Below are 13,109 nucleotides of genomic sequence, written 5' to 3'. Positions count from 1 at the left end.
GACTCCAATGTGCGCGCGATTACCGCATCGACACGTGCATCATCGATGCTGCGCGGGGCGCCCGGGCGAGGTGCGTCAAGCAGACCGTCCAAGCGGTGTTCAACGAAGCGGGCGCGCCACTTGGAAACCGTTTGGGGTGTCACGCGCAGGCGAGCGGCAACCGCCTTGTTCTCCATACCGTCGGCACAACCCAGCACGATGCGTGCACGCAGTGCCTGCGCCTGTGCGGTCTTGCGCCGCAGGGTCAATGTCGTGAGTTGCTCGCGCTCTGCGTTGCTCAGCACGAGTTGCGCCTTGGGTCTGCCTCTCATGATCACCTCGTCGTGTTGCCACATTACATTGATTGATCAATCGACAGACAATAAATTCAATGAATTTCTAACTCAGGACACTAGGTTCCCCCTGGGTTATAGGGGTGGTATGCGTTCTCACAGGGTCTTCAACCCGTGCAGATCGGGAATACAGGCAAAGGTAGAGATAGAGAGATGAATGGCCTACGAGCAACACAGGCACGAAATGCTGGCGCACTGCATCCGGTTCGCACATCGACAAGCGCTACGCCTGGTGGGCAGCCAAGCGCTATGCAGCCGAATCGCATGGAGTGCTGGCGGATCTGCCGCACCAATTGACCGCCGCAATACTGGCGCTGAAGGCCGAAAAGACACCAACCAAGAAAGAGCGCAATGACAGCAGAAACTCAGGAAAAACCGACCCTCGTTGAACGCTTGACCAGTGCCAGCAATAGCCATGACCTGTCCGTCAACATCGAGACGCGCACCGATGCCGACTACCTGATTGCAGTCGGCCTTCAGCCTGCAAAGCTCGGCCGCCTGGTTTATCAGCTCATGTCGGAATGGGATACCAGGCTCAAGCCTCGAGCACTGACGACCGCCGACATTGAGCACGTGGCCAGGAGGATGCCGCGCATTGTGAAGAAGACGAAAGACCGCAGAGGCGAGCGCGTGACCGAGGTGCTGGATATTGCTGGCGCCCATGCCCTGGCCGTGCAATGGCTGGCCGAAAGTCGCCGCGAGACATTGGCCCAACTGCCCACGTTCCGCAAGCTCATGGACCAGCACGCTGGATTCATGCCCTGGGTGCTGGCGCGTGGCATCAAGGACGGCCAGGCCAAGCTCGCTGATGTGCTCCTGTGGTGGTGTGATCGCCGGTGCGAATCCTGTGGCGGCATCAACCTGGCCAATGGAAAGACCTGCAAGGCCTGCTATGGCTTCGGCGCCAGGGACACGCCCCCTCAAGACTGAGGGCGTTTGATACCAGGCTTCTGGCATCAAAACTTGCTCAGATTTGAAATCCAGGCAACCAAAGGGGGTTCCCAAGCTGACGGCCCCTTTCCCTGACGACCTCGAGGCCATCCCTGGCGTGTTTGCGGTAGATGCCCGCTTTCCCGGGTGTCTAGAGCGGTATTGGCATTCCCGACGCCATTGCCGGGCTGCCTGGGGGCGGTTTTTTCCGTTGGTGCCATCAAATCGTGGCGTTTTAAGCACCTGGCGAATTGATGGGTAGATTGATGGGTACAAGAAAAAACCCCGCCTATTGCTAGGCGGGGCTTCATATCTGGCGGAGAGGGCGGGATTCGAACCCGCGGTGGGCTATTAACCCACACACGCTTTCCAGGCGTGCGACTTAAACCACTCATCCACCTCTCCGGAAGAACGCTATTGTAGCAGTAGTTTTTGGGTGTTTTTGGAAATTAGCCTGGATTCCTGAAAAATTGCTTGGCCCTCAATCCATGCAGGCATTTAGCTGCTGCGTTGGCCTGTCTGGATCATTTTCATGGCCGAGGTGATGAGGCTGGAGACTTCCGTCATATTGCTGGGCACGACCAGGGTAGTCGTGGCGTCAGCAGCCACCTTGCTGTAAGCGTCGACGGCGCTTTCGGCCACCTTGAGCTGTACGGCCTGCTGGCCGCCGGGTTGCTGAATGGCTGCGGCCACGCGCTCTAGAGCCTGGGCAGTGGCTTCGGCCACGGCCTTGATGGACTCGGCCTCACCCTGGGCCTTGTTGATCACGGCCTGTTTTTCACCTTCGGAGCGGGCGATGAAGGCCTCGCGCTCACCGGTAGCGATGTTGATCTGTTCCTGGCGACGGCCTTCGGATGCCGCAATCAGTGCGCGCTTTTCACGCTCGGCCGTGATCTGGGCCTGCATGGAGCGCAGGATTTCGGCCGGGGGCGTCAAGTCCTTGATCTCATAGCGCAGCACCTTTACGCCCCAGTTCAGCGCGGCCTCGTCAATGGCCGAAACCACCTGGGCGTTGATCATGTCGCGCTCTTCAAAGGTCTTGTCGAGCTCGAGCTTGCCGATCACGCTGCGCAGCGAGGTCTGGGCCAGCTGGGTTACGGCCATGATGTAGTTGGACGAGCCATAGCTGGCGCGCATGGGATCGGTCACCTGAAAGTACAGAATGCCATCCACTTGCAACTGGGTGTTGTCACGCGTGATGCAGACCTGGCTGGGCACATCCAGAGGGATTTCCTTGAGGATGTGCTTGTAGGCCACCCGGTCCACAAAGGGCACGAGAAAGTTCAGGCCAGGCGTGAGCGTGCCAGCGTATTTGCCCAGGCGCTCCTTGACCCAGGCGTGTTGCTGTGGCACGACCTTGACCGACTGTGCAATGAAGATGGCCGCAATGACCAGGATGACGATGGCTACTTCCATGAATATTCTCCAGGCCCGAAGGCTGGTTGAGGGGAGTGAAAAGAGTGCTTTGAGAAGGCTGGATTGTTCTGAGCCGTGCTGGCTTTCAGATCTTGTCGACCAGCAGGCGGTTGCCCACGACTTCTGCCACGCGGTGCATGCCTGCACTGGGCAGGTTGCCGGGCCGGCCTATGACAGTCCATTGGGCTCCGCGATAGCGGACTTGGGCGGTGCCGTCGGAGCTCCATTGTTCAACCATGACAGACTCGCCCACATCGAGGTTGAGCTCGCGATTGCTGCTCAGCCCATGCAGAGCAGCGCGGCGCTTGCGTACCAGGTAGCAGGCCAGCACGGCGGTCACGCCGAGTATCGATGCTGTCAGGACCTGGGCCATGGGGGACAGGCCGGCGTGGGCGCACAGGGCGCCTACGGCACAGGCCATGGCCAGCATGAGCAGATAAAAGCTGCCGGTGAGCAGCTCGGCGATGACCAGTGCACCAGCCACAAGCCACCAGGTGGTTGAATAATCCATTCCTACAACCTCTCATTTAGTTCAGGGTGTGTTGGGTGCGCGACATTTTGTGGGAAAAGCCCTAGATAGCAAAAGCGCAATCAGGATATTCCTTACACTTCGCGCCTGTTTCCTTTTAAAGCCTGTTTTTGTTCACGGAGGCTGCTGCCATGAAGTTTCGTTTTCCCATCGTCATCATCGATGAGGACTTTCGCTCCGAGAATACCTCGGGTCTGGGCATTCGTGCTCTGGCGCAGGCCATAGAAGAAGAGGGCTTCGAGGTGCTCGGTGTCACCAGCTATGGAGATCTGAGTCAGTTTGCCCAGCAGCAAAGCCGGGCCAGCGCCTTCATTCTGTCCATCGATGACGAGGAGTTCACACAGAGCGGAGAGACCGATCCCGAGGTGATCCACAGCCTGCGAAGCTTCATCGGCGAAGTACGCCGCAAGAATGAGGAAGTGCCGATCTACATCTACGGCGAGACCAAGACCAGTCGGCACCTGCCCAACGACATCCTGCGCGAGCTGCACGGCTTCATCCACATGTTCGAGGACACGCCCGAGTTCGTGGCCAAGCATATCATCCGCGAAGCCAAGAGCTATCTGGAAGGCGTGCAGCCCCCGTTTTTCAAGGCGCTGCTGGACTATGCGGAAGACGGCTCGTACAGCTGGCATTGCCCCGGTCACTCCGGTGGTGTGGCGTTTCTGAAGAGCCCTGTGGGCCAGATGTACCACCAGTTCTATGGCGAGAACATGCTGCGCTCCGACGTGTGCAATGCCGTGGAAGAGCTGGGCCAGCTGCTGGACCACAACGGCGCGATTGGCGAGAGCGAGCGCAATGCCGCGCGCATCTTCAACGCCGACCACTGCTACTTCGTCACCAATGGCACGTCCACCTCGAACAAGATCGTGTGGCACCACACGGTGGCGCCTGGCGATGTGGTGGTGGTGGACCGCAACTGCCATAAGTCCATCCTGCACTCCATCATCATGACGGGTGCGATTCCGGTGTTCCTGAAGCCCACGCGCAACCATTTCGGCATCATCGGCCCGATTCAGCAGAGCGAGTTTTCGATGGAGTCCATCCAGGCCAAGATCGCGGCCAACCCGCTCTTGAAGGGTGTGGATCCCAAGACTGTGAAGCCGCGTGTGCTCACGCTGACCCAATCCACCTATGACGGCGTGCTCTACAACACCGAAGTCATCAAGCAGATGGTGGACGGCTATGTGGCCAACCTGCACTTCGACGAGGCCTGGCTGCCCCATGCAGCCTTCCATCCCTTCTATGGCAGCTACCACGCCATGGGCAAGAAGCGCGCGCGTCCCCAGCATTCGGTGGTCTACGCCACGCAGTCCATCCACAAGCTCCTGGCTGGCATCAGCCAGGCCTCGCATGTGCTGGTGCAGGACAGCCAGAACGAAAAGCTGGACCATCACCTGTTCAACGAGGCGTACTTGATGCACACCTCGACCAGCCCGCAATACAGCATCATCGCCAGCTGCGACGTGGCCGCCGCCATGATGGAGCCACCCGGCGGCACGGCGCTGGTGGAGGAGTCCATTCTCGAAGCCCTGGATTTTCGCCGGGCCATGCGCAAGGTCGAAGACGAGTTCGGTGACGACGACTGGTGGTTCGATGTCTGGGGCCCCGAGGCCCTGGCAGAGGAGGGCGTGGGCTCGGCCCAGGACTGGATCATTCGTGGCCCCGACGCCTCGCGCAAGCACAAGGCCAAGGGCAAGAGCGGCAAGGAGTTCGACAACTGGCACGGTTTTGGCGATCTGGCCGACGGCTTCAACATGCTGGACCCCATCAAGTCCACCATCGTCACGCCTGGCCTGGACCTGGATGGCGACTTCTCGGATACCGGTATTCCGGCCTCCATCGTCACCAAATACCTGGCCGAGCATGGCGTGGTGGTCGAGAAGACCGGCCTGTACAGCTTCTTCATCATGTTCACCATCGGCATCACCAAGGGCCGCTGGAATACCATGCTGACCGCGCTGCAGCAGTTCAAGGACGACTACGACCGCAACCAGCCGCTGGCGCGCATCCTGCCGGAGTTCTGCCAGCAACACCGCCGTTACGAGCGCATGGGCCTCAAGGACCTGTGCCAGCACGTGCACGAGCTGTACGCCAAGTACGACATTGCGCGTTTGACCACGGAGATGTATCTGTCCGATCTGCAGCCGGCCATGAAGCCCTCGGACGCCTACGCCCACATTGCCCAGCGCAAGACCGAGCGCGTGGAGATCGACCACCTGGTGGGCCGCACCACCGTGGGCTTGGTCACGCCGTATCCGCCCGGCATTCCGCTGCTGATCCCCGGTGAAGTCTTCAACAAGAAGATCGTGGACTACCTGCTGTTCGCCCGCGAATTCGCCAAGGAATGCCCGGGCTTCGAGACCGATATCCATGGCTTGGTGGAACTGGAGGGCGAGGACGGTGAGGTCCACTACTACGCTGACTGCGTGGCTCTGGAAAAGCCGCTTGCCAAGCCAGCTACAAGAGCGACGCGCAAGACGGTGGCCAAACCCGCAGCCAAGGCTGCCGTAAAGACCGTGGCCAAGCCTGTGGCCCAGGCTTTGGCAGCAAAGCCGGCCAGGAAGGCTGCTGCCAAGCCTGCAGCAAAGAAGGCTCCGGCCAAAAAGGTGGTTCGCAGCAGCGCGGCCTGAGGCGGCCGGCTCGCCTCAGTGAGTGGCCCCCGTGGTATCACTACCCGGGGGCTCCTGGCCTTTTTTAGCCGACAGAGGCGCGCTCGGCCGCTTCCATGGTGTTGACCAACAGCATGGTGATGGTCATGGGGCCCACGCCGCCGGGTACGGGGGTGATGAAGCCGGCCACTTCCTTGACGCCGCCAAAATCCACGTCGCCGCAGAGCTTGCCTTCGTCGTTGCGGTTCATGCCCACGTCGATCACCACGGCGCCGGGCTTGACCATGTCGGCGGTCAGCACGTTGCGCTTGCCCACGGCGGCCACTACCACATCGGCCTGGCGTGTCATGGCGGCCAAGTCGGCGGTGCCGCTGTGGGTGATGGTCACGGTGGCGTTGGCGGCCAGCAGCATCATGGCCATGGGCTTGCCCACGATGTTGGAGCGGCCGATCACCACGGCATGCTTGCCGCGCAAGTCCTTCATGCCGATGGATTCCAGCATCTTCATGCAGCCGTAGGGGGTGCAGGCCTTGAAGCCGACTTCACCCACCATCAGCGCGCCGGCGCTGGCCACGTGAAAACCGTCCACGTCCTTGGCGGGCGAGATGGTCTCGATGACCTTGTGGTCGTCGATGTGCTTGGGCAGGGGCAGCTGCACCAGGATGCCGTGGATGCTGGGGTCGTTGTTCAGCGCCTCGACGCGGGCCAGCAGCTCGGCCTCGGTCATGCTGGCGTCGTACTTTTCCAGCACGGAATGAAAACCTGCGTCCTCGCAGGCCTTGACCTTGTTGCGCACATAGACCTGGGATGCGGAGTTGTCACCCACCAGGATCACGGCCAGGCCGGGTGTTGTGCCTTGGGTTTTGAGGGTACTTGCGCGCTGGGCGACTTCGGCGCGTAGCTGGCGGGAGAGGGCGTTGCCGTCTATGAGTTGAGCTGTCATGCGATTACCAATAAAAAATGCTGCTAGCCCTTGCTGATCAAGCGCTAGCAGCTATCAAAAGCGAGAGCTTTTGAGGTCTTGAATATTTAGCCCGGCACAGCTGTCTTGGCTGGTGCGCCGTTCTGGCCCAGCGCAATCTTGAGCAGATCGGCCACGGTATTGGCGTTGAGCTTTTCCATGATGTTGGCGCGATGAGCTTCGACGGTCTTGATGCTGATGCCCAGATCGTCGGCAATTTGCTTGTTCAAGCGGCCGGCGACGATGCGCTCCAGCACCTGGGCTTCGCGGCCTGTGAGCTTGGCCAGCAGGGCATCGCGGTTGGCGGCCTGCTGGTGCCCTGCAAAGGCCTGGCGCGCGTGGTCAAGCATGCGCTCCACAAGATTGAGCAGCTCGTCTTCGTCAAAGGGCTTCTGGATGAAGTCCAGCGCCCCCTTCTTCATGGTGTTCACCGCCATGGGCACGTCGCCATGGCCGGTGATGAAGACGATGGGCAGGGGCGACTTGCGCTCCAGAAGGCGGTCTTGCAGCTCAAGGCCGGTCATGCCACCCATGCGGATGTCAACGATCAGGCAGGCAATTTCGCGCGGATCGTAGCGCGATAAAAAGGTCTCGGCCGAATCGAAACAGCGCACCCTGTAGTCCTTGCCCTCCAGCAACCACTGCAGTGAGTCACGAACCGCTTCATCGTCATCGACTACGTATACGGTGCCTTTTTTTGGGATCAAGCTCATGCATTTGTCCTCGTTGTAGGTTCGTGGGCCGCCGTGGCTGCATTGTCCGGTGCAGCCAGTGGCAGCCAGAAGGAGAACCGGCAGCCGACGACCTCGGGGCCATTGTAGAGGTTCTCAGCGTACATCCGGCCTTGATGCGACTCAACAATGCTGCGGCACAGATTCAGGCCCATGCCCATGCCTTCGCTCTTGGTGGAGAAAAAGGCCTCGAACAAACGCTCCAGCACCTCGGGCGGCAAGCCCTTGCCCGTGTCCTGCACAGTGAACTCGATGACGCGCTGCTCTTCAATGGTGCGGGGCACGACGCGCAATTCCACATTGCGCTGATGGCTGGGCCGGTCCGATTGCTCTATGGATTCAGCCCCGTTCTTCATGAGGTTGACCAGCACCTGTTCGATCAGAATGGTGTCGGCCATCACGGGCGGCATGCGCTCGGCCACGTGGTAGGTGAGTTGCACATTGCGGCGGCGCAGCTCGATGCCTGCCAGCTCCACGGCTTCGTTGACCATATCCGTCACCTGGGCCAGAGTGCGATTGGGCTCACTGCGCTTGACGAACGAGCGTATGCGCAAAATGATCTGCCCGGCGCGCTGGGCCTGGTGTGCGGTTTTTTCCAGCGCAAAGCGCATCTGCTCTTCGGTGAGCGTCTTTTTCTCCAGGCGTGTCAGCATGCCGCTGCAGTAATTGCTGATGGCAGTCAGCGGCTGGTTGAGCTCATGGGCCACGCTGGAGGCCATCTCACCCATGGTGATCAGGCGACTTGAGGCCTGGGCACGTTCGGCCTGGCGCGAGGCCTGGTCCTCGGCCTGGCGGCGCGGCGTGATGTCGGTGGCAATCACCATCTGCGCGAGGCGCCCGTCCACCCAGCTCAGATAGCGCGAGCGTACTTCCAGCCATTTGCCAAGCTCTGGTAGATAGATCTCGGCATTTTCGCTGCGTGCGCTGGTCAGCGTATCCGTGGGCAGGCCCATGAGACCGTCTTCGTCGTCCAGGCTTTCCGAGGTGGGGGGCGTTTTTGATGGAGCAGGAGCGCGTGAGAGCATGGGCAGCATGCCGGCCTGGGCCACGAGCTGCAGATGCCCGTCGGTCTGGGAGCCAAACCACTGACGATAGAGCTTGTTGGCGAACAGCAGCTCGGCGCTGCCAAGGGGCGCGACCGAGACCGAGGCGTCCAGGGCCTCTAAAACAATGGTGAAGCGCTCGTAGGAGGCCGAGAGCTGCTCGCGTATGCGGTTGGGTTCGGTGATGTCGGTCATGGACGACATCCAGCCCGTGTGCTGGCCATGGGCGTCGATCAGCGGGGAGACGTAAAGCCGCGCATCAAACTGTGTGCCGTTCTTGCGTTGTACGCGTACCTGAAAGCCGCCGACCACGGTCTTGCCCGAGAGCTCTTCGCGCAATTTGGAATGCAGGTTGTCATGGTCGTGAGCCGGCCAATAGGAGTAGGGCGGCAACTGTCCCACGAGATCGGATTCGCTCCAGCCGGTCATCTGGCAGAACGCCGCATTCACATAGGTGATGCGGCCCTGAAGGTCCAGGGCGCGCATGCCCGTGAGCACGGAGTTTTCCATGGCGCGGCGGAAGTTGGTTTCCGCAACCAGCGCCTCCTGGGTGCGCTGGCGCCGGCGCATGTGGCGCCAGGTGGCCAGCAGCAGCCAGGCTGTCATCAGGCTCAGCGTGCCCACCAGCCAGAACAGGCCGCTGCCCACCACGCCCAGCGAGGTGCGATAGGCCTGGGCGCGCAGAACCAGGCCGTCGCCCACAGGTGCCACGGCGACCGAGTATTCGTTGGCTATCCGCCGCCAGCGCAGCAGCTCCAGAGGAAGCGTGCTCTTGCGCGGGGTCAGCGAGGTTCCGGCCAGGGTCTGGCCTTCGCCGTCGAGCATGGTTACCGCATAGCGCGCCATGACCTCGGTGGGCGTGCTGTAGCGCATCAGGCTGTCTATGGAGAACTCGCCCAGGATTTCGCCCAGATAGCGGCCGTTGCGTGTCAGCGGTACGTGCAACTGCAGTAGTGGTGTGATTTGCCCGGGCTTCATGCTGCTTTGCATGTAGACGGGCTGTTGCATCTCGCGTGCCTGAACATAGGCGGCGAGGGTGTCCCTGTCGTGTACGACTTCGCGGGGCACGCGCAGCTGATCGCTGCTCACCGTCGGAGCCGACTGGCTGGCCACGATGCGCTTTTGCATGTCGATCAGGGAGATGGACTGCAATTCCGGGTACTGGCTGATCAGTGACTCGGAACGGCTGGCAAAGTCGCCTCCGCCCAGGTCGCGGTTGGCCATGTCACGCGCCAGTCGCATGAGCTGCTCCTGACGCTCCAGCAGGCGCAGGCGTACGCGCTGCTGGGCGTATTCGACGTCGCGGCGCAAGGCCTCCTGCTCGCGCTCCACCTCCTCGGTGCGCAAGTACCAGAAAGAGGCCGCGATGGCGATCATGAACATCAGCACCGATGCAAGGGGGGCCAGGGCAGCGACGCGGTCCTGGCGCGTGGGCGATAGGGAGCGCCACCAGTTGCGCCACCAGCGTACGGGTGTCTTGGCATCGGCGACAGGGCTGACAGAGGGCGCGGACTCGGACTCGGGGGCAGGGGCTTGCATGGGTGGAAGTGTAGGGGAGAGTCTGAGTGTTTCTCAGGGGTTGCGAATGATGCTTGAATGGAGGCTCCAAGGGCTTTCCCTGTATGTGCAATTGCAGCATATTTTCATATTGCAAAAACATAAGCCACGATTTGAAATATGGAGAAAATATGCGAAACTCATCCGGTCAAGAGCGCTGAAATCTCCCTTTCTGCCCGGGCCCCGTACCATGCCCTCATGCTGTGCAGCCCGTGGCAATTCAGCCTCTTCCCAGATGCCACCTTCTACACAAGGAGACAGTTCCCATGACAGCTCAGACCGACCCCCAAGCTGGCGTCAACGCCAAGCCGAGCCTGGATGCCCAAGAATCCCGTGAGTGGATGGACGCGCTGTCCTCCGTCATCGACCGCGAAGGCGCCGAATACGCGCACCAACTCATTGAAAACCTGCTGGAACACGCACGCCAGAACAGCGTGGACCTGCCGTTCTCGGCCAATACCGGCTACGTCAACACCATAGAGACCGAGCAGGAAGCACGCTGCCCCGGCAACCTGATTCTTGAAGGCCGCCTGCGCGCCTATATGCGCTGGAACGCCATGGCCATGGTGGTCAAGGCCAACCGCATCCACCCGCCCGAAGGCGGTGACCTGGGTGGCCACATCGGCTCCTTTGCCTCGCTGGCGAATATGTTTGCTGCCGGCTTCAACCACTTCTGGCATGCCGAGAGCGAAAACCACGGCGGCGACTGCCTCTACATCCAGGGCCATGTCTCGCCCGGCATCTATGCCCGCGCCTACCTGGAAGGCCGTATCTCTGAAGAGCAGTTGCTGAACTTCCGCCAGGAAGTGGATGGCAAGGGTCTGTCCAGCTACCCCCACCCCAAGCTGATGCCCGAGTTCTGGCAGTTCCCCACGGTGTCCATGGGCCTGGGCCCGCTGATGGCCATCTACCAGGCGCGTTTCCTGAAGTATTTGCACGCCCGCGGCATTGCCAACACCGAAAACCGCAAGGTCTGGGTGTTCTGCGGCGACGGTGAAATGGACGAAGTGGAATCGCTGGGCGCCATCTCCCTGGCCGCGCGCGAAAACCTGGACAACCTGGTCTTCGTCATCAACTGCAATCTGCAGCGTCTGGACGGTCCGGTGCGTGGCAACGGCAAGATCATCCAGGAGCTGGAAGGCGAATTCCGTGGTTCGGGCTGGAACGTGATCAAGCTGCTCTGGGGCCAGGGCTGGGACGAGCTGCTGGCCAAGGACAAGGACGGCGTGCTCAAGAAGATCATGATGGAGTGCAACGACGGCGACTACCAGTCCTTCAAGGCCAATGACGGCGCCTACGTGCGCAAGAACTTCTTCGGCCGCGATCCGCGCGCGCTGAAGATGGTCGAGCACATGAGTGACGACGAGATCTGGAACCTGCGCCGCGGTGGCCATGACTCGCAAAAAGTCTATGCCGCCTTCCACGCTGCCAACGGCCACAAGGGCCAGCCCACCGTGTTGCTGGTCAAGACCGTCAAGGGCTTTGGCATGGGCAAGATCGGTGAAGGCAAGAACACCGTGCACCAGACCAAGAAGCTCTCCGACGAGGACATCAAGGCCTTCCGCGACCGCTTCAACATCCCCATCCCCGACAGCCAGATCGCAGACATTCCCTTCTACAAGCCGGCCGACGACACGCCGGAGATGAAGTACCTGCACGAGCGCCGCAAGGCCCTGGGCGGTTATCTGCCCCACCGCCGCGTGAAGGCCGATGAGCAGTTCACCGCGCCCGCGCTGGACACCTTCAAGGCCATTCTGGAGCCCACGCCCGAAGGCCGTGAAATCTCCACCACCCAGGCCTATGTGCGTTTCCTGACCCAGCTGCTGCGCGACAAGGAAATCGGCCCTCGCGTGGTGCCCATCCTGGTGGACGAGGCCCGTACCTTCGGCATGGAAGGCTTGTTCCGCCAGATTGGCATCTACAACCCCCATGGTCAGCAGTACACCCCGGTCGACAAGGACCAGGTCATGTACTACCGCGAGGACAAGGCCGGCCAGATTCTGCAGGAAGGCATCAACGAAGCCGGCGGCATGAGCAGCTGGATTGCGGCTGCGACCAGCTACAGCACCAGCAACCGGATCATGATCCCGTTCTACGTGTACTACTCCATGTTCGGCTTCCAGCGCGTGGGCGATCTGGCCTGGGCTGCGGGTGATATGCAGGCGCGCGGCTTCCTGCTGGGCGGCACCTCGGGCCGCACCACGCTGAATGGCGAGGGCCTGCAGCACGAAGACGGCCACAGCCACATCCTGGCGGGCACGATTCCCAACTGCGTGAGCTACGACCCCACCTTCGCCCATGAAGTGGCGGTGATCATGCAGGACGGCCTGCGCCGCATGGTGCAGGAGCAGGAGAACGTCTTCTACTACCTGACGCTGCTCAACGAGAACTACGCCATGCCCGGGCTGATTGCGGGCACCGAGGCGCAGATCATCAAGGGCATGTATATGTGCAAGCCCGGCCAGAAAGTGCCCGAAAGCGGCCTGCGCGTGCAACTGCTGGGCTCGGGCACCATCCTGCGCGAATCCTTCTTCGCCCAGGAACTGCTGCTGGCCGACTGGGGTATTGCCGCCGATGTGTGGAGCTGCCCCTCGTTCAACGAGCTCACGCGCGACGGCCAGGAGGCCGAGCGCTGGAACCTGCTGCATCCGCTGGAGACACCCAGGATGCCGTTCGTGACCCGACAGCTCCAGCCCCATGGCGGCCCGGTGATTGCCTCCACCGACTACATGAAGGCCTACGCCGAGCAGATCCGCTCCTATATCCCTAAGGGCCGGGCCTACAAGGTGCTGGGCACGGACGGCTTTGGCCGCTCGGACTTCCGCCGCAAGCTGCGCGAGCATTTCGAGATCGACCGCCACTACATCGTCGTGGCCGCGCTCAAGGCTCTGGCCGAAGAAGGCAAGATCAACGCCACCACCGTGGCCGAGGCCATTGCCAAGTACGGTATCAAGACCGACAAGATCAACCCGCTGCACGCCTAAAACGACCGGAGACA

General features: G+C 61.2%; 9 protein-coding genes and 1 tRNA gene. 3 read left to right on the top strand and 7 right to left on the bottom strand.

The genetic code is table 11. The features are described from left to right. The coding region (locus G486_RS0113905; protein ID WP_027016087.1) for a helix-turn-helix domain-containing protein at positions 1 to 311 on the bottom strand (311 nt) is incomplete at its 3' end. 372 nt (positions 312 to 683) lie between these two features. On the opposite strand from G486_RS0113905, the gene G486_RS22360 reads away from it, so the two are divergent. Next, positions 684 to 1,262: a hypothetical protein gene (locus tag G486_RS22360; RefSeq protein WP_034387739.1), complete on the top strand. Its 579-nt coding sequence runs from the start codon at positions 684 to 686 to the stop codon at positions 1,260 to 1,262. A 314-nt stretch (positions 1,263 to 1,576) separates the two neighbouring features. On the opposite strand, the gene G486_RS0113895 is transcribed toward G486_RS22360, so the two are convergent. From G486_RS0113895 to G486_RS0113885, 3 genes are all read right to left on the bottom strand, one after another. Further along, positions 1,577 to 1,667, bottom strand: a tRNA-Ser gene (locus G486_RS0113895). A gap of 93 nt (positions 1,668 to 1,760) precedes the next feature. Continuing rightward, on the bottom strand, positions 1,761 to 2,678 hold the full coding sequence (locus G486_RS0113890) for an SPFH domain-containing protein (protein ID WP_027016086.1): 918 nt from the start codon (positions 2,676 to 2,678) through the stop codon (positions 1,761 to 1,763). Positions 2,679 to 2,763: 85 nt separating this feature from the next. Beyond that, positions 2,764 to 3,189, bottom strand: coding sequence for an NfeD family protein (locus G486_RS0113885; protein ID WP_027016085.1), 426 nt, complete (start codon positions 3,187 to 3,189; stop codon positions 2,764 to 2,766). Positions 3,190 to 3,338: 149 nt separating this feature from the next. Here G486_RS0113885 and G486_RS0113880 point away from each other — a divergent pair, with 149 nt between their 5' ends. Beyond that, positions 3,339 to 5,840, top strand: a complete 2,502-nt coding sequence (locus G486_RS0113880) for an arginine/lysine/ornithine decarboxylase (protein ID WP_027016084.1) — start codon at positions 3,339 to 3,341, stop codon at positions 5,838 to 5,840. Positions 5,841 to 5,904: 64 nt separating this feature from the next. On the opposite strand, the gene folD is transcribed toward G486_RS0113880, so the two are convergent. The 3 genes from folD to G486_RS0113865 form a co-directional block, all read right to left on the bottom strand. Then, the gene (gene folD / locus G486_RS0113875) at positions 5,905 to 6,762 is read right to left on the bottom strand and encodes a bifunctional methylenetetrahydrofolate dehydrogenase/methenyltetrahydrofolate cyclohydrolase FolD (RefSeq protein ID WP_027016083.1); all 858 of its coding nucleotides are present in this window, start codon (positions 6,760 to 6,762) and stop codon (positions 5,905 to 5,907) included. Between the two features lie 86 nt (positions 6,763 to 6,848). Then, entirely contained in the window at positions 6,849 to 7,493 is a 645-nt protein-coding gene (locus tag G486_RS0113870) for a response regulator transcription factor (RefSeq protein ID WP_027016082.1), read from the bottom strand. Beyond that, positions 7,490 to 10,093, bottom strand: coding sequence for a PAS domain-containing sensor histidine kinase (locus tag G486_RS0113865; RefSeq protein WP_027016081.1), 2,604 nt, complete (start codon positions 10,091 to 10,093; stop codon positions 7,490 to 7,492). The genes G486_RS0113870 and G486_RS0113865 overlap by 4 nt, the downstream gene beginning before the upstream one ends. Positions 10,094 to 10,377: 284 nt before the next feature. Between G486_RS0113865 and aceE the strand changes: the two genes are divergently transcribed. Beyond that, the gene (aceE, locus tag G486_RS0113860) at positions 10,378 to 13,095 is read left to right on the top strand and encodes a pyruvate dehydrogenase (acetyl-transferring), homodimeric type (protein WP_027016080.1); all 2,718 of its coding nucleotides are present in this window, start codon (positions 10,378 to 10,380) and stop codon (positions 13,093 to 13,095) included. Positions 13,096 to 13,109: the final 14 nt, after the last annotated feature.

It is taken from the genome of Comamonas composti DSM 21721, assembly GCF_000429845.1.
GTDB classification, from domain to species: Bacteria; Pseudomonadota; Gammaproteobacteria; order Burkholderiales; family Burkholderiaceae_C; genus Comamonas; species Comamonas composti.
Note: the sequence above shows the minus strand (reverse complement) of the source record. Positions and strands in the feature narration are given on the sequence as shown.

Excerpts from the sequence above, each read along its gene's own strand:
- G486_RS22360 (WP_034387739.1), top strand. The coding sequence starts at position 684 with ATGACAGCAGAAACTCAGGAAAAACCGACCCTCGTTGAACGCTTGACC.
- G486_RS0113890 (WP_027016086.1), bottom strand. The coding sequence starts at position 2,678 with ATGGAAGTAGCCATCGTCATCCTGGTCATTGCGGCCATCTTCATTGCA.
- G486_RS0113885 (WP_027016085.1), bottom strand. The coding sequence starts at position 3,189 with ATGGATTATTCAACCACCTGGTGGCTTGTGGCTGGTGCACTGGTCATC.
- G486_RS0113880 (WP_027016084.1), top strand. The coding sequence starts at position 3,339 with ATGAAGTTTCGTTTTCCCATCGTCATCATCGATGAGGACTTTCGCTCC.
- folD (WP_027016083.1), bottom strand. The coding sequence starts at position 6,762 with ATGACAGCTCAACTCATAGACGGCAACGCCCTCTCCCGCCAGCTACGC.
- G486_RS0113870 (WP_027016082.1), bottom strand. The coding sequence starts at position 7,493 with ATGAGCTTGATCCCAAAAAAAGGCACCGTATACGTAGTCGATGACGAT.
- G486_RS0113865 (WP_027016081.1), bottom strand. The coding sequence starts at position 10,093 with ATGCAAGCCCCTGCCCCCGAGTCCGAGTCCGCGCCCTCTGTCAGCCCT.
- aceE (WP_027016080.1), top strand. The coding sequence starts at position 10,378 with ATGACAGCTCAGACCGACCCCCAAGCTGGCGTCAACGCCAAGCCGAGC.